Source organism: Parabacteroides sp. ASF519 (genome assembly GCF_000364265.2).
Lineage (GTDB): Bacteria > Bacteroidota > Bacteroidia > Bacteroidales > Tannerellaceae > Parabacteroides > Parabacteroides goldsteinii.
In genome coordinates this window covers 4,097,745-4,113,625 of record NZ_AQFV02000006.1, presented here as the reverse complement: position 1 = coordinate 4,113,625, position 15,881 = coordinate 4,097,745, and the positions used below count along the sequence as shown (strand labels likewise).

General features: G+C 44.8%; 9 protein-coding genes and 1 pseudogene. 6 read left to right on the top strand and 4 right to left on the bottom strand.

Annotation, left to right across the window (positions count from 1 at the left end):
* Nucleotides 1-4: 4 nt before the first annotated feature.
* The 6 genes from C825_RS16170 to C825_RS16145 all read left to right on the top strand — a co-directional run bounded on the left by C825_RS16170 (nucleotide 5) and on the right by C825_RS16145 (nucleotide 7,944).
* A complete protein-coding gene (locus C825_RS16170) occupies nucleotides 5-457 on the top strand; it encodes an ATP synthase subunit C-like protein (RefSeq protein WP_005644070.1) in 453 nt (150 codons plus the stop codon).
* Nucleotides 458-641: 184 nt separating this feature from the next.
* The gene (locus C825_RS16165) at nucleotides 642-1,898 is read left to right on the top strand and encodes a DUF4934 domain-containing protein (protein WP_010803233.1); all 1,257 of its coding nucleotides are present in this window, start codon (nucleotides 642-644) and stop codon (nucleotides 1,896-1,898) included.
* Between the two features lie 61 nt (nucleotides 1,899-1,959).
* Entirely contained in the window at nucleotides 1,960-4,401 is a 2,442-nt protein-coding gene (locus tag C825_RS16160) for a S9 family peptidase (RefSeq protein WP_010803232.1), read from the top strand.
* 252 nt (nucleotides 4,402-4,653) lie between these two features.
* Nucleotides 4,654-5,019 carry a BlaI/MecI/CopY family transcriptional regulator gene (locus C825_RS16155; RefSeq protein ID WP_044214457.1) on the top strand — a complete coding sequence of 122 codons (366 nt, stop codon included), beginning with the start codon at nucleotides 4,654-4,656 and terminating at the stop codon, nucleotides 5,017-5,019.
* 5 nt (nucleotides 5,020-5,024) lie between these two features.
* Nucleotides 5,025-6,695, top strand: coding sequence for a M56 family metallopeptidase (locus C825_RS16150; protein ID WP_010803230.1), 1,671 nt, complete (start codon nucleotides 5,025-5,027; stop codon nucleotides 6,693-6,695).
* Nucleotide 6,696: 1 nt separating this feature from the next.
* Nucleotides 6,697-7,944, top strand: a complete 1,248-nt coding sequence (locus C825_RS16145; RefSeq protein ID WP_010803229.1) for a DUF4934 domain-containing protein — start codon at nucleotides 6,697-6,699, stop codon at nucleotides 7,942-7,944.
* A gap of 366 nt (nucleotides 7,945-8,310) precedes the next feature.
* On the opposite strand, the gene C825_RS16140 is transcribed toward C825_RS16145, so the two are convergent.
* The 4 genes and pseudogenes from C825_RS16140 to C825_RS16125 form a co-directional block, all read right to left on the bottom strand.
* The gene (locus tag C825_RS16140) at nucleotides 8,311-10,827 is read right to left on the bottom strand and encodes a beta-N-acetylglucosaminidase domain-containing protein (RefSeq protein WP_010803228.1); all 2,517 of its coding nucleotides are present in this window, start codon (nucleotides 10,825-10,827) and stop codon (nucleotides 8,311-8,313) included.
* Between the two features lie 121 nt (nucleotides 10,828-10,948).
* Nucleotides 10,949-12,703 (bottom strand): DUF3857 domain-containing protein, encoded by a 1,755-nt coding sequence (locus tag C825_RS16135; RefSeq protein WP_010803227.1) that lies wholly within the window; start codon nucleotides 12,701-12,703, stop codon nucleotides 10,949-10,951.
* 6 nt (nucleotides 12,704-12,709) lie between these two features.
* The gene (locus C825_RS16130) at nucleotides 12,710-14,674 is read right to left on the bottom strand and encodes a DUF3857 domain-containing protein (RefSeq protein ID WP_010803226.1); all 1,965 of its coding nucleotides are present in this window, start codon (nucleotides 14,672-14,674) and stop codon (nucleotides 12,710-12,712) included.
* A gap of 23 nt (nucleotides 14,675-14,697) precedes the next feature.
* Nucleotides 14,698-15,845, bottom strand: a pseudogene (locus tag C825_RS16125) (AMP-binding protein).
* Nucleotides 15,846-15,881 lie beyond the last annotated feature (36 nt).

Below are 15,881 nucleotides of genomic sequence, written 5' to 3'. Positions count from 1 at the left end.
CATTATGGAACCAATTTTATTAGCTTATCTGGGTATTGCGTTGATGACAGGTTTAACCTTTATCGGCAGTAGTTATGGTGTAACAATCTGCGGTAACGCAGTAGTAGGAGCAATGAAGAAGAACCCGGATGCACTGGGTACTTACATCGCATTAAGTGCGTTGCCTTCTTCACAGGGTTTGTACGGATTCGTGGGTTATTTCATGATGCAGAAATTCCTGGTTGACAGCATTACAATGTTGAATGCAACAGCTATCTTCGGCGCAGGCTTGGTATTAGGTTTTGCAGGTTTGTTCTCTTCTATCCGTCAGGCAGAAGTTTGTGCAAACGGTATCGCCGGTGTAGGTGCAGGTCACAACGTATTCGGTGCAACAATGGTTATGGCCGTATTCCCTGAGTTGTATGCAATCTTGGCTTTGCTGGTTGTTATCCTGATCGGCGGCACTCTTCCGGTATAATAGAGTAGTTAACAATATCTTAATCCCCTGCTTTATCGGTCGATAGAGTAGGGGATTTTTTTATTCTTTCATTTGAGAAACAAAATATTTATATACTTTTGCATGAAAGCAAGCAAACAGTATAACACAATTATGCGTTAACCTTGGCTGATTGAAGTTTTTAAGTTATTATGGAAAATAGAATATGGAACGAAAACTTTTAGGAGGAGTATTTCTCTTTTTGGGCCTTTTAGCCTCTTGCAGTGGCCGTCAGACGGAAACCGGAGAACTCGAAACGATCCGACTGGCAACAGCTTTTGAAAACCAAACGGAGTTGAAGGCTTCAGATTGTTTCTCCCAAGTACATTATGTGACTTTGGAAACTTCGGACAGTTGTCTGATCGGTAACGATCCTTTGATACAAATTGCTTCCGACCGGATTATAGTGATGACTTCGCACCAACAGTGTTTTGCCTTTGATAAACAGACGGGGAAATTTCTTCATTCGATCGGTCATGTAGGTGATGATCCTGAAGCTTGCAGGGAAATGTATGGATGGCTTAACGGTTCGGCGGAACAACTTTATTTCCCGTCGATCGACTACAGGAAGATGACGGTTTACGATCTGGACAATCGTTTTATCCGGAAACAGCCTGAGGTCTTGACCCTTCCGGAAGGCTCCATTTGCCCATTGGAATATGATTATTGGGATAAGGAGACGTTGTTGGTTCATTCATACGCCACAGAAACAACGCCGGACTGCATTACTTTTATACGAGACACTTCGGTCTTATCTGTTTTCCCGACTAATAGTGAACCGGCAAACGAACATACTCCTCGCTTGGGTATTGATGTCGACAAGTTCTCTATTGCAACAGAGGGAACAGGAGGGCATAAGTTATATATTATCCTGGATGACGGGAAAAGTAGTCTCGTAGCGAGTGAGAATAAGAGTCCCTTTTGGCATTTCGGCAAAGATGTTTTCTTTAAGGGAAATTTCAACGACACGATTTACCGGGTGATGCCGGACGGTCTGCATCCGGAACGCCTGTTGGATTTGGGATCATACCATTGGGATGTAGCCGATCGGTATTATGCGCATAAAGACAAAGGTTTCTACCTGCTTGACTTTTTCGAGAACGGGCAGATCGTCTTATTCCGTTTTTGCAGGAATCTTTATCATGAAAAGGAACGGGTGGCTTATAATGCGGTCTACAATAAAAGATCCGGAAAGGTGATGGTGGCCCCTTATGATAGTGGGCTGATAAACGATCTGGGTAGTTTTTTGCCTCTTCAACCTGTGACATCCAATAGCGAAGGTGAGTTCGCACAACTTATTCAGCCGGGTGAAATCGTTTCTTGGTTTGAGGAGCATCCGGAAGTTCGAAACCTGCCGGACGATGTGGAACAACTTCGTAAAGTGGGGGAGGAAGACAATCCGGTTGTCGTTATCATGAAATGAACAGTTAGCTGCTTTATGGCATCTTCCATATGTAATAACAATATAACACAATTTGTAAAATATGAAAAAACATCTACTTCTAGTCGCGTCAGGACTTCTTCTTTCTTTTGGCGCAAGTGCGCAAACAACTTCGGCAGACGATCCGCTACCGGGTTATACGCAGGCTGAACGTTTTGCGGGTAATAAATTATCGACTATGTTGTTTTCCACTTCGGTGGACCCGCATTGGTTTAAGGCTGGTAACTGCTTCTGGTATGAATATAAAACAGGAAACGGTAATGTCTGGTATGTGGTTGATCCTTCCGCAAAGACGAAACGTCCTTTGTTCGATCAGGATAAGCTGGCTGCCGAATTGACTGAGATCGTTAAGGATCCGTATACGGCTCAACAGTTGCCTATCCAGAAGTTGGAGACGGGAGAGGACGGACGTACTTTTACTTTCCAAATTACCTCTTCACAAGACGCCAAAAAGGACAGCACGGATAAAGACAAAAAGACGAAAAAGGAGGTATTCTATTTCTCCTATGATTATCCGACACGTAAATTGACCTATCTGGCAGACAAAAAGAAGGATACGGAATATCCAAACTGGGCCTCTATCTCACCGGACGGTAAAACGGTAGTCTATGCCAAAGACCTGAATCTGTATCGTATGTCGCGTGAAGATTATGAGAAACTGAAGAAAGATGATAAAGACAGTACGGTCACAGAGATACAACTGACGACAACCGGTGTAAAAGACTTCGGTTTCGGTCAGCCTTACAGTCTTCTGAATACAGATACCTTATGTAACGGTAAAAGGAAGAACCCGGGTTATCTGTTATGGTCGCCCGATTCCCGTCATTTTGTAATCTCTATTTCAGATAACCGCAAGGTGAAAGACCTGTGGGTGATCAATGCTATGGCCACTCCGCGACCGACATTAGAGACTTATAAATACCAGATGCCGGGTGAAAAGGAAGCTCCTGTCAGTCATCTGTATCTGTTTGACATGAGTAACGACTCTTACAAAGAGATCAATACGCAAGCATTCAAAGACCAGACAATACGTATGGCTTATCGGCCCCGCCTGCATAAACAGCGTGATATGAAAGAACTGCCCAGTATTTGGTTGGGTGATAATAACCGTTTCTTCGTTACCCGTTCCAGTCGTGACCTGCATCGCATCGACGTCTGTACTTATACGATCGGTGAAGACTCTATCCGTCCGATTATCGAAGAACGTATGAATACGTATATCGAACTCCGTCCACTGGCTGCTGTTAATAACGGAAAAGAACTGATCCATTGGAGCGAACGCGACGGTTGGGCGCATCTGTATCTTTATGACGACAAAGGTAATCTGAAGAACCGCATCACATCAGGCCCTTGGCATGTAGACCAGATCGTGAAGGTCGACGAAGCCAAACGCGTTGTCTATTTCCTTGCCAACGGAAGAGAAAAAGGGGAGAATCCTTATTATGAACATCTTTACCGGGCTAACCTCGACGGAAGCGGTTTGCAGATGGTTTCTGCCGGCGATTATTTCCATGATGTCCGTGTAGATGATAACGCCCAATTCATCGTCCATAATTATTCCCGTATCAACACTGTTCCGAAATCGGATCTGTTGGATAATACCGGTCGTAAAGTGATGGAACTGGAAGAAAGCGATTTCTCGCAACTGTTTGCTGCCGGTTACCAGTTCCCGGAACCATTTAAGGTAAAAGCTGCCGATGGCGTAACGGATCTTTACGGTGTCATGTATAAGCCTTTCAATTTCGATTCGACAGCAGTATATCCTATTATCGACTACGTTTATCCAGGTCCGCAGGTTGAAGCGACACGCTATCCGTTTACCCGTATGAGCGTCCGTACCGACCGTTTGGCACAGGCTGGCTTTATTGTCGTATCAGTCGGTAACCGTGGCGGTCATCCGAGCCGTTCGAAATGGTATCATAACTTCGGATACGGAAATCTGCGTGATTATGGGCTGGCTGATCAGAAAGCTGCTATTATCCAGTTGGCGGATAAACATAAGTACATTGATATCCACCGTGTCGGTATTCACGGACACTCGGGTGGTGGTTTTATGTCGACCGCAGCTATCCTGCAATATCCTGATTTCTTCAAGGTGGCCGTATCTTGTGCCGGTAATCATGATAATAAGATTTATAACCGTTGGTGGAGTGAAACGCATCATGGCGTAAAAGAAGTGGTATCAGAAAAAGGCGATACGACATTTACATACAGTATCAAGAGCAATCCCGAACTGGCCAAGCAGTTGAAAGGGCATCTGCTGCTGGTTCACGGAGATATCGACAACAACGTGCATCCGGGTAACACGATGCGTGTGGTAGACGGACTGATCCGTGCCAATAAACGTTTCGATATGTTGCTGTTGCCGCAACAGCGTCATGGTTTCGGTGATATGGATGAATACTTCTATTGGCGTATGGTCGATTACTTCTCAGAACATTTGCTGGGAAAATCGGATAAGTCGGTGGACATTCCGAAACGATAAAAAACCAAGAGGCTCCTGTATAGAATGCAGGAGCCTCTTTTTACATAAATAGACATTGTTATTTGGTTCCTCGCGGATGAAATAACAGAAGGGGGTACAGGTCTCCGACCACAAAAATGGAACATAGATAGAGAAAAATAATCCAATAAAAAGGAAGAAGAGGAAGAAAAACGACTTCTTTTAGTTTATTAACTAAGTGATTTAGTTTTCAAACTAAAACATTTAGTTACTTTGCCCGAAACAACAGGAATTATGAAACGACTGACTGCAAAAGAAGAAGAGATCATGGGCTATTTCTGGGAGAAAGGTCCTCTTTTTGTAAAACAACTGCTGGAATATTATGAGGAACCTAAACCTCATTTCAATACATTATCGACGATTGTCCGGGGATTGGAGGATAAAGGATTCCTTTCACATAACACTTTCGGCAATACTTATCAGTATTATGCCGCCGTTAGTGAGACAGAGTACAGCAAAGGTGCATTGAAGAATGTTATTGCCAAATATTTCAATAACTCTTATCTGGGCGTTGTTTCTTCCCTGATTAAGGAGGAAGATATCTCTGTGGATGAACTTCGGAAGTTGTTGGACGAAGTGGAACAAGGAAATAAAAACTGACAATTATGGGAGACTTCTTTGTTTATATCCTTAAATCGTCTGTATGTCTGGCAGCTTTTTATCTGTTCTACAGACTGTTGTTAAGCCGTGAAACGTTTCACCGCTTTAACCGGATTGCCTTGTTAGGGGTAATCATTCTTTCCGTTGCCATTCCATTTATCCGTATTATGACCGATGAACCGGTTGCCATACAGCGCCCCTTGCAGAATCTGGAATATCTCTTACAGATGGCACAAATGCAGACAGAGATACAGGTACAGACCTCCCAGTCATTCTGGCTTCCGTTACTGTTTGTAGTTTATCTGGTAGGCTGTGTTTTCTTTTTTGCCCGCTTCCTTTATTCGACAATCCGCATATGCCGGATGATCGGGATGGGAGAGAAGCAGGTGCTTCCCGATGGTAGCAAACTGGTGGTTACGGATGAGACTGTATGTCCGTTCAGTTGGATGGGATACATTGTCATTTCGCAAAAAGATATGGAAGAAAGCGGTGAAGAGATACTGACGCATGAGATGGCGCATATCCGTGCCCGTCACTCTGTCGATATGCTGATCTGTAGCTTTTGCGTCATTCTTCAATGGTTCAATCCTGCTGTCTGGTTACTAAAACAGGAATTGGAGAATATTCATGAATACGAGGCTGATGAAAGTGTGATCAATCATGGCATCGACGCGAAACATTATCAATTATTATTAATAAAAAAAGCTGTTGGTTCACAGCGCTTCACTTCTATGGCCAACAGCTTTAATCACAGTAAACTAAAAAAACGAATTACTATGATGTTAAAACGAAAATCGAATCCGTGGGCGAGATTAAAGTATCTCTATGTACTTCCGCTGACAGCTGTAGCGGTTGTAGCTTTTGCCCGTCCCGAAATCTCTCGTGAACTGGGAAAGATTTCAAGTGCCAAAATTAGCGAAATTGTTCCGGTTAAGGAAGTTATCGAGCCTAAAAAAGCTGAACCGGTAGTCGAGGTTGTCCCTGCCCCTGTAGAGAAACCTGCCATAAAAGAGGTTGTGGCATCTGCCCCTCAAGTAGTAAAAGTAATAAAGACGGAAGCGAAGGCAAATAAGGACTCTGTTACACAGGAAAAAGAGAAAACGGAAAATCCGCTGGAGGTTATGCAACAACAACTGGATAATTTCTCGAAAGACGCCGAAGATCGGATGAGAAATATCAAACAGAGAGTAGAGATGTCTCGTAACCTGATCCTGATTGATAATGAAGTAGCTACTTATGAGGAGCTGGATAAAGTGAGTCCGGAGAACATTCATAGTTTTAGTATGAGTCCAAAAGATAAGAGTGAAGAAATCCTGACTAAATATAATGCTTCGGACAAGCAAGGTGTGATCTCGGTCGTTACTAAGGGTGCTATTGCTTCCGGCAAAATAAAAGAGGACGATGTAAAGGTGGTCGGTTATGGTCGTTTGTCTGATCGTCTGCCTGGGGACGTAAAAATCCGTATCAGGGACGGACAGATCGGAAAAGAAAAGCCTCTCATAATTATTGACGGAGTAGAACAAATAAAGGATGATGCTATAGATAAGTTGAATCCTAATATTATTGAATCTATATCTGTGTTGAAGGATGAATCTTCAGTAAAATTATATGGAGAGAGAGGAAAAGACGGTGTTATTCTGATAACAACGAAAAATGCATCCACAAAGAAGAAGTGAAATGATGAAGACCTATTTATATCAGGCAGCTTTTGCCGCCTGTCTTTTTCTTACCGCCTGCAATGAAAGTAAGACAACGGATGGAGAAATAACCGTAATCCCTGTAGGAGCCGCTCTCGACGCTCCTTCCGGATTGAAGGCTTCCGACTGTTTCAAACAAGTATCTTATGTGGCGTTGGAAACGAATGACAGTTGTCTGGTAGGGCAGAATCCGTCCGTGAAGATCCTACATGACAAATTGTTGGTGACAACTGCTCAAAAACAATGTTTTCTGTTTGACAGGGCAACCGGTCGCTTCTTAACCTCTGTGGGGCATGTTGGCAATGATCCTGAAGGATATAGCGATGTGAGAGGGTGTTGGCTGGACTATCCGAATAACCGGATTTATTTTAGCGGTTGGAATGAGAAACTTATTATTTATAATGCTGATGGTTCTTATTACGGAGAAAAGAAAACCCCGGTTAATACTTCTGTATTTCCTGCCTTTACAGTCTTTAATTATTTAGATAATCAGACACTTGTCGCTCATTCTATAGCAGGTAACGGTGATCCCGACCGGGTGATTGTATTCCGTGATACAATGATCATTAATCAGTTTTTACCATCCGGCAAAGATACGATGTCATTGAAGGTGAATCCAGATGATATAGAATCACTCAGTGTCACTCATAGTAAAGGTTTTGGCGGTGGTATGATTATTATAAGTTATAAGGATGGACAAATGGCTGCTTATCCGGTAAGTGACCGTTTCTTCTGGCACCAGGGGAAAGATTTGTTCTTTATGGAACAATTCAATGATACAATTTATCAGGTAACGGCAGATGCTTTATTACCTGTCCGTCGTTTGGATATGGCATCTTATTATTGGAATCCAAAGGAACGTTTCAATAAGGAAAAGACTCATGTAGCTTATCCGACAGAAATGTTAGAAGGGAAAGATGTTTTTCTTTTACGTTTCATTGTGGATCTGTATAAGGATAAGCTTATTTATAATGCTATGTTCGATAAGAAAAGTGGAATAGTCAAAGTCGCTAAATATGACACCGCTTTTGAAAACGATCTGGACGGTTTCCTTTCTTTACAACCTGAATCAGTTTCTCCCGATGGCGAGTTTGCTCAGATCATTTCGGCAGATCAGGTCGTTTCATGGTTTGAAGAGAATGGAGATAAAAATGATTTACCGGAGGAAGTCACAGCTTTAAGAAAAGTAGGCGAAGAAGATAATCCGGTCGTGATTATTATGGAGTAAAATGTGAATGTACAACACCTGCATGAAATACCGAAGAGGAATGAATACGAAAGATTTATGACATATTGTCTGGAGCCAGTTTCCTTATAGGGGAACTGGCGTTTCCTTATTAAAAAAAATTATGAAACTGCAATAGGCTGAAAATTAGCCCGTTATCCTTTTTCTCTTTCATGCTATTTAAGGTCTGTGGTCTCGTTATTACCAGCCAAAATGTCCGGTTTGTATTCTTTAGGACAAGATATAAATGTTCTCAAATGAAACAGGTGACGCCGATTGCTATATCTGCGTCACCTGTAATGTGTTAATATGTTGTCGGTTAAATGAAGGAATAACGAAGCGACGCTATTCCCGGAAGAAATTTATGATTTACTCTCTGACAATCTGGTGAATTTGTACCGGAGTTTTACCTGCCGGGGTGATTATCAGCGTTTGCATATCATCAAATGAAATTTTGTTCAGCTTCACATAGCCGACGTAGCCACAATATAGCATATTGTTTTCGCTGTCATTGTTGACACCGGAGATGGAAACCATACTATCGTTACTGCCGGACAAGAAGAATTCGATATACTTGTCTACACCGCTACATTTCACTTCAACCTTTTCGCCCGGTTTCAACGTTTTATAAGTACTCAGATTGAGATCGTACATCATCAATTCTTCGTTGATTTCTGGTGCTTCCTTTGTCTTTACGGAAAAAGCGGCAACCTTCAGTTCCATCTGTTTGCCGGAATTGTTGCGCATCCGGACAAAATGAGCGTTCAGAGGAATTGTAGTAACGGTGAACTTTGTCCGGTCGGCAGGAATATCAGAAAGGATAGTCCATGTCTTACCGTCTTCCGACCATTCGAATACACGTCCGTCCACATTACTTTGAGGTAAGTTGAACGTGAAAGATTCGGCGTCCTTTTGTATTTCCCATCCGAGGCCGAGATACTGGTTAGGTTCGACTTTTACCACTTCAAGCATGGGGACATAGGCTATCAGATTCTCGTCTTCCGACCAGGGTTGATTCTTCAGCTGATCTATATTAGTAATGGTAGAAGCTGTGCTAACTCTGATTTCGTTGGAAGGTGTATCGGCTGTCGAAAGTAGGTTGCGGCTGGTCTGTCTGTATAAACCTTCAATAAGCGGCATCAGGACTCTTGAACCTACTTTTACACCTTTCTGATACGGATTCTGGTTAAAAGTACGGTTAACCAGTTTCATACTGTCCATAACGGCAGATACTTCGAGGAAACGTTGCCAGGTGTTCTGGCGGTCTTTTTCATACCAGGCGTGAGCCATACGCAGAGCATTGGAACCGCATCTTCCGAGTAACTCGAACTGCATAAGCCAGGGATTGATTTCTTTAATCAGTGCTTTATTGTCTCCCTGATTGTATATCAACTCGGGAGCAGCCTGTATCTGTGCGAATAAGGCACCCAGTTGGTTTGCATCTCTTTCGCCGAACTGTCCGTTGCGGTAACCGGTAAGGAATTTGTCGGCCTGTGCCTGGTAGCGGGTAGATTCCTCACGGCGATATAAATGACCGTTAGGTCCCGGATCGCTATTATTCTCACAGAATGTCTTGAAGGCGATGGCTGCTTTGGGTACTAAATATTCGCAAGCCTTTTCCCAAGCCAGTTGCGGGTCGTAACTGTGTATATTCCAGCTATACATGGCAACACCGAACAAGGCGACTTTGGAGGCTTCAGCGCGTTCCATCGGGTTAGCAACGAAACCGGACATCGCATTGGAAGCCTGAGTGTCCAGACCATAAGCGGGTCCCATCAAAAGGTGGTCACGGCAGTAATCGCTTACCGGGAAGTTCCACCAGATATAGGCGGGACGGCGGATACGCTTGTTGACCCATTCAAGACCTTCCAGGGTAATATCGTCTACAACACGATTCCCGGTCCACATGATATGGACAGCCGGGTGAAGTTGTTCGCCCAGGATATCGAGATAATCGGTCCGTGCCCATGAACGGTTGTATTCGGTCGGACACATGATTAATGGCTGTATGTCGCTTTTCTTTTCAATAAATTCTTTCTGGATGAAGTTCATCAGGCCAGCTTGTTTGGCTGCGTTTGTTCCTTCACCGGAAATGTCGTCAAAGAAGACAGCGAAAGCACGTACACCGAGGTCGTACATTTGTTCGAACTTGGTGATCACGTTGTTACTGTCGGTTGCATTCCATTTGATATCCTGTCCCGGATGGATTGCCCAGACGAAGTCTACCTTGTTGCGGGCAGCTTCGGTTGTCAGTTCTTTAATCTGCTTTGCCTGGTCGGCAGGATAGGGTTCACGCCAGCTGGCACTGTGGAAAGGATCGTCTTTCGGACCATAGATGTAAGTATTCATCTTAAACTGGCCGTAGAAACGAAGTTGGCTGATACGGTCGTCATGGCTCCAGGGAGTACCGTAGAAGCCTTCGACAGTTCCCCGATGGAGTACGTCAGGATAGTCGGTAATCGTACATAACGGAAGTGTGCGTTTGCCTGCTTCATTGTAGCCGACCAGTTGTTTGAGTGTTTGGGCGGCATAGAATAATGAACGGTCGTCCACAATTTCGATAGTGATTTTCTTTTTTGAAATATCCAGGATATAAGCACCTGAACGTTCCATTTCGGGTGTTCTGGCTTTCAGCTTTTTGACTTCCAGCGGTAATGACTTGCCTGATTGGACGAAGGGCAATGCTTCTTTCAGTATTTTCACTGCGTCAGCGTCCGGATTGCTGATACCCTGTAATGTATATCCATGAGACGGCACATATTGCTGGTTGGATATAACAATTTGTTGTGGTTGGGGATATAACTCGAGAGATAAGCTTTGCGCGTAAGTAAATCCCGGAATACAACATAATAATAGTGTCAGGAGTAGATTTGATAGTATTTGCATAGATCAACGGTTTAAGATATTAATATTTGACTGTAAAGTTATTAATATTCAACAAAAAAACAAGGATGGAACAGTAGAATTATCTCATTCCATCCTTGTTTAAATTACTGATTGTATTCGCTTAGTTAATTGACAATAACAATGTTTTGCCGGACTGATTTCCCCATTCGGTCAACAGGGTGCGCAAGTTGCCGAATTCAGCGGGAGTATAGAGCTGTTTGTTCAGTAGCAAAGAGCGTTCTACCTCTGCGTTGTTTCCGTTTTGCTTAACGGAGATGACTACCTTACCGGCAGCGTTTTCAATTGTTTTAACTGCTTCCGGAGTAGCTAGTTTCATCCCTTCCGGTACTTGAACAGTATAGGTATACCGTTCGTTTGCTTTGCAGGGCAACAGCAGGTTTTCCTTACGGCTATTGTTCATATTGCAGTAGTAACTATGTGCCAGGCTGACCGGGGCATCGGGCAGTGAAACCATAACATATCCGTTGTTCGCTTTTAAAGGTTGGGAAGCTGTATAGGAGATTGTCGTTCCGTTGCTGGTCTTCGATTCTTTTGCTTCCTTATCAGCACCGGCATAGGTAGACAGATAAGCTCCGTAATAGGGGAGGTAAGCGTTGCCGATAGTTGCATCTACTTTTGCATCTGCTTTTTCCGGAGAGACGGAAAGGGCAACCTTATAAGTGAGGTCGGTAGACGGGGTGCTGATTGTTACAGGCGTACCTTTGGTCAGGCTGATGACCGGTGTCAGGTTATTTGAACCCGCAGCTGCCATTTTATTGGATGATGGAGACATGATATACTGTTTACCGTCTGCATTGGCAATAACGACCAGTTCTTTTATTGCATTCAGCCCACAACTGGCCGGTTCGGCATTCACACTGTAGGATGCTGCCGTTTCGGCTTTGATGCCTGCTGCATTTAACAGGCCGTTCAGCAGGTTTGTCTTTTCAGCTTCGGTTCCGTAGGCAGAATAGATTACATCGCTTGCCGAACGGATTTTATATCCTGCATCCGGCAACGAAAGGCGACTGTAACCCAGGTTTTCCGTTACGTGTTTCAGGATAGCCTGTAGTTTTTCCGTATCGTTCTTTTTACCTTCTGTCAGGTTTTCGGCAATGGCAGTCAACTGGACGTCGCTGGCGGGAGTGAACTGTGCATACAATGCTTTCAATGCGTCTCCGTTCGAAGCATAAGTGGTTGCAGTCAGGAAAGGAACGTCGCCATTGGCAGCCGAAACGAACGGGTCGCGGGAAGAAGCCGGCAGGTTCTGTAATTTCCAGGTAACGGTTTTCATGCCGTTGGCTGTTGTGACGGCCGGCTTGGCATTGTTATACTGCAAAGTGTAGGATAACGGTTTGCTTTCCGGTGCAGACAGACTGATGGTATATTCTTTTACCGGAGAGGTTTGTAATAGCTCGTTATAAATATCCAGCTCCGGCAGATACCCCGGTTTGGAAGTCAGCGTATAATCCAGATAGATGGTTGCTCCCAGTTCCAGACCGGTATGGACAACGACCATTTCTTTCAGATGGTTGTAAGCCGGAGCATCGGCTGCTGTCCGGGGAAGTACTTCCACAAAAGCATTGTCGGGCGTTTTGACAATGTTGCCGTCTTTCTGTTTGGTATAAGAGGAATTAATTTTTAGTTCCTGGTATTGCGGATTGTAAACGATGAAACTTTCCCCGTAAGTACCGTTCATGGCCGTATGTGTGAAAAGCGTAAGTTCCATGTTGTAGCGGAACTCCTGGCTTCCGTCTGCATTCAATGTATATGCTTTCGACAGCTTCTTATATTCAGCTTCCGGGCCGGCAAATGCGGATGCTGTAATAGCCAGCAGGCAGAGAAGCAGTGCCAGTTTATGTAGTATATTAGTCATTGTCTTTTATTTTTTAATAATTAAATAATCACCGAAACTTTTGTGTGCATTAACGGCAGAACGGAAACCGTCCCAGTCGGCTGCTTCATATACACGTTTCTTTAGAGCCAGCTTCTGGTGAAGCGTTATTTTATCGCCGTTCTGGCTCAATGAGCCTTCGAAGTCGGCGGCATCGCTTTGCTTGCTTTCGTTCTTTGCCTCATTTAACAAAGTGTATCCTTTCGGTAGCTGGATGGTTTCGTCCAGTTCCACCAGACGTGAACAGCCATCCTTGAAACCATACTGGCGTTCGGGCAGGTCGGTATTGATGCGCAGATAACTCTTTACCTGATTGTACAGGTTGTTAATTACCATCGGTTTGAAGACCAGTTCCTCTTTACCTGGGATAGCATATTCCGGTATTTCATAGCGGAAAGTGATTTTGATGGGAGCCGCTTGATAGTCTTTCGGATCTTTTCCATAATCCACGCTAAGCAGACGGGCTTTCGAGGATACGTTCAGCAACTGGCTTTCAAGCATGTTCTTCCATTGTGACTGCCAGCCACGGGTAAACATGCCGCGGATATTGCTGTCCGATTGTCCTTCGGCCGTGATGGTGAATTGTCCGGTCAGTGTGCCTTTGGCATCCAGTTTATTGTTTGCTTTGATACGTACATAATGGTTTTCCGGAGCGGAAACGGGAGTCAGGCAAAGGTCGGAACCTTCGGGAACTCCCGGCAGGTAGTTCTGTTGTTGTTCGGCGCTGCTCCATAGTTCGCGGCAGAAAGGAACCCAGGTCGGGTCGAGCGGCATATATGTACCACTGGATAATTTAACGACGGCTACACAATGGTTGAAGTGGTCGGCCGGAATACTTTCCACACGGCTGCCTGCCATTGTCATAGCGGGATAGGCTTCGAAACCTGCCATACGGAGGAAGGATATCAGCGTTCCGGCAATATCTTTACAGACACCGCAACGGTCGGTATAATTCATCTTGGTATTGTGAAGGGTATAACCTTCGCCTTTGCCCATCGAGATGCCGGAGTAACGGATATTGTCGGCAACCCAGTGGGTGAGGACGGCTATCTTTTCCATTTCTGTTTTCTTCCCTTTGATAAGCTCGTCTACCTTTTTCTGTGCTTCCGGCAGTGGAGCAAAACTTCCGTAATCTTCGTTAACCTTATTGAACCATAATGATTTATCCTGCCATTTAGGAGTGGACGACATCATCAGTTTCGGAGCGGCATCGAACAGGTCGACCATGTTAGGTTCACGTTTGGTCGGCATCACATTGTTGGTGGAGAAGGTATAGGCTTTCCGACCATCTTCATAGCGCATGGAAGAGGCGCAGTCGCCTTGATAGAACTGGAACTGCATTTCTTTCTCCATCGGAATGGATACTTTATATACTTTACGTACGGTCGGTTCCGTCACCCAGAAAGGAACGATGTCATAGAATTGTCCGCGCATGGGAGGGATGAAGCGGGATTCGTCATCGCTGCCGTCGGCCAGCAGGGCGTAGGTGAAACCTTTCTTGTCGATTTCATATTCGATGATATCTCCCGGATTCAGCTGGCCTACTTCAAGCATGATCTGGCGGGCGCCCCAATAGATGGCGCGGGCCGGAGCCGCATAGTCGCAGGTTTGTGTAACGTCCAGGTTGATTACATCGCCGTTGGCACGGTAGACGGTCGCTCTCTTGAATTGTGCGAAAGCCGTCAGCGGGTCGTAATCATATTTGATGATACGGTTACTCACTGCTCCCCGGGGAGTCTGAATTTTGATAGTCTTGCAGACAGAAAATGAACCGGAACCGGTCGGTTGTACGGTTACGGACGTGCTGTCCAACAGATTGACGCAATCATATCCGGCATAGACTTCCGGCTTCTGAAGCGTCGGGTCCGGTGCGAACCGGCAACTTTCCCCACTCTGTCCGTAGGCGGGCGAAAGGGTTAGGAATGATAATACGGTAAGTGCAAAATACCTCATAAGTATAGTGTTTTAAATGATAATCAGATTAGCTTTGCCGCCAATAAACGACAGGCTGTCCGGTCTGTTTTACCACTGCCGGTGAGTGGGATGGCATCGACCTGCCGGATATATTTAGGCTGTTGGTATTTAGGCAGGAGAGAGGCTATTCTATCAGAAAGGCCTTCAATGTCTGCCGTCTTTTCCATCAGTAGCACAATGGCTTCTCCTAATCCGGGATGTGGAATAGCCGTTATCGCAAAGGTAGCAGAAATTATTGAACGTAGTGTTTCTTCCACTGATTCGATTTGTACTTTTATACCTCCGGTATTAATGATGTTGTCTTTCCTTCCCAGAATGGAGAAAGTACCGTCCGGATGCAACTGTGCGATGTCGTTTGTCACTAATGTCTCGTCGCAAACCAGTGGTGCGTTGATAATGAGTGTATCCTCAGACGATAAAGACAATTGTACGGAAGGGAAAGGGGTGTAGGCTGAAGAAGCCTCGGGCCGTTCAGCCTGCGCAATGCGATATGAGTAAGTGTTTCCGTCATGCCATAGGTCGAGTAGACGATATTGGGTAATGTCCTGACCTCTGCTTCCAGTTCTTTATTTATGGCGCCTCCCCCTATGATTAGTATCTCTGTCCGGCATAGGCGTTCTTTTTCTTCCGGTACTTGAAGCGTGTTATATACCTGTAACGGTATCATGGCTGCAAAGCGAAGCGGAATCTCTACATCAGCCAACGGATGACTGGAAGGCGTGCGCAGAATGAGAGTCAATTCGGCAACTAAGGCCCGTACGACCACCATCTTGCCGGCAATATATTGCAATGGCATACACAACAGTGCGTTATCTCCTTTTTGCAGATGAAGGAAAGAGCAGGTAAGGATAGCACTTTGCATCATCTGTTCTTTGCGGACAGAGAACTCTTTAGGAGTTCCGGTAGAGCCGGAAGTATGAACGGTGATGTAGGGAGATTCGTTGAACCAGTCGGCCAGGAACTTGTATAAATCCCGACGTATCTCTGGTGCATCGGCAGGTAGATTAGTTATTAATTGCTGTATATTTTCTGCTGTACAAACCGTTCCGTCCTCTAGTTGTAACTGTTGTTTATTACAATCTGTAAGTAACTGTTTCCCCTCTTGAGAGGGGATAAGGGGTGTGTTATCATTTCGTTCCGGAACAGGCATTAACACACCCCCTGCCCCCGAGGGGAATGAGTTACT

Excerpts from the sequence above, each read along its gene's own strand:
- C825_RS16170 (WP_005644070.1), top strand. The coding sequence starts at position 5 with ATGGAACCAATTTTATTAGCTTATCTGGGTATTGCGTTGATGACAGGT.
- C825_RS16165 (WP_010803233.1), top strand. The coding sequence starts at position 642 with ATGGAACGAAAACTTTTAGGAGGAGTATTTCTCTTTTTGGGCCTTTTA.
- C825_RS16160 (WP_010803232.1), top strand. The coding sequence starts at position 1,960 with ATGAAAAAACATCTACTTCTAGTCGCGTCAGGACTTCTTCTTTCTTTT.
- C825_RS16155 (WP_044214457.1), top strand. The coding sequence starts at position 4,654 with ATGAAACGACTGACTGCAAAAGAAGAAGAGATCATGGGCTATTTCTGG.
- C825_RS16150 (WP_010803230.1), top strand. The coding sequence starts at position 5,025 with ATGGGAGACTTCTTTGTTTATATCCTTAAATCGTCTGTATGTCTGGCA.
- C825_RS16145 (WP_010803229.1), top strand. The coding sequence starts at position 6,697 with ATGATGAAGACCTATTTATATCAGGCAGCTTTTGCCGCCTGTCTTTTT.
- C825_RS16140 (WP_010803228.1), bottom strand. The coding sequence starts at position 10,827 with ATGCAAATACTATCAAATCTACTCCTGACACTATTATTATGTTGTATT.
- C825_RS16135 (WP_010803227.1), bottom strand. The coding sequence starts at position 12,703 with ATGACTAATATACTACATAAACTGGCACTGCTTCTCTGCCTGCTGGCT.
- C825_RS16130 (WP_010803226.1), bottom strand. The coding sequence starts at position 14,674 with ATGAGGTATTTTGCACTTACCGTATTATCATTCCTAACCCTTTCGCCC.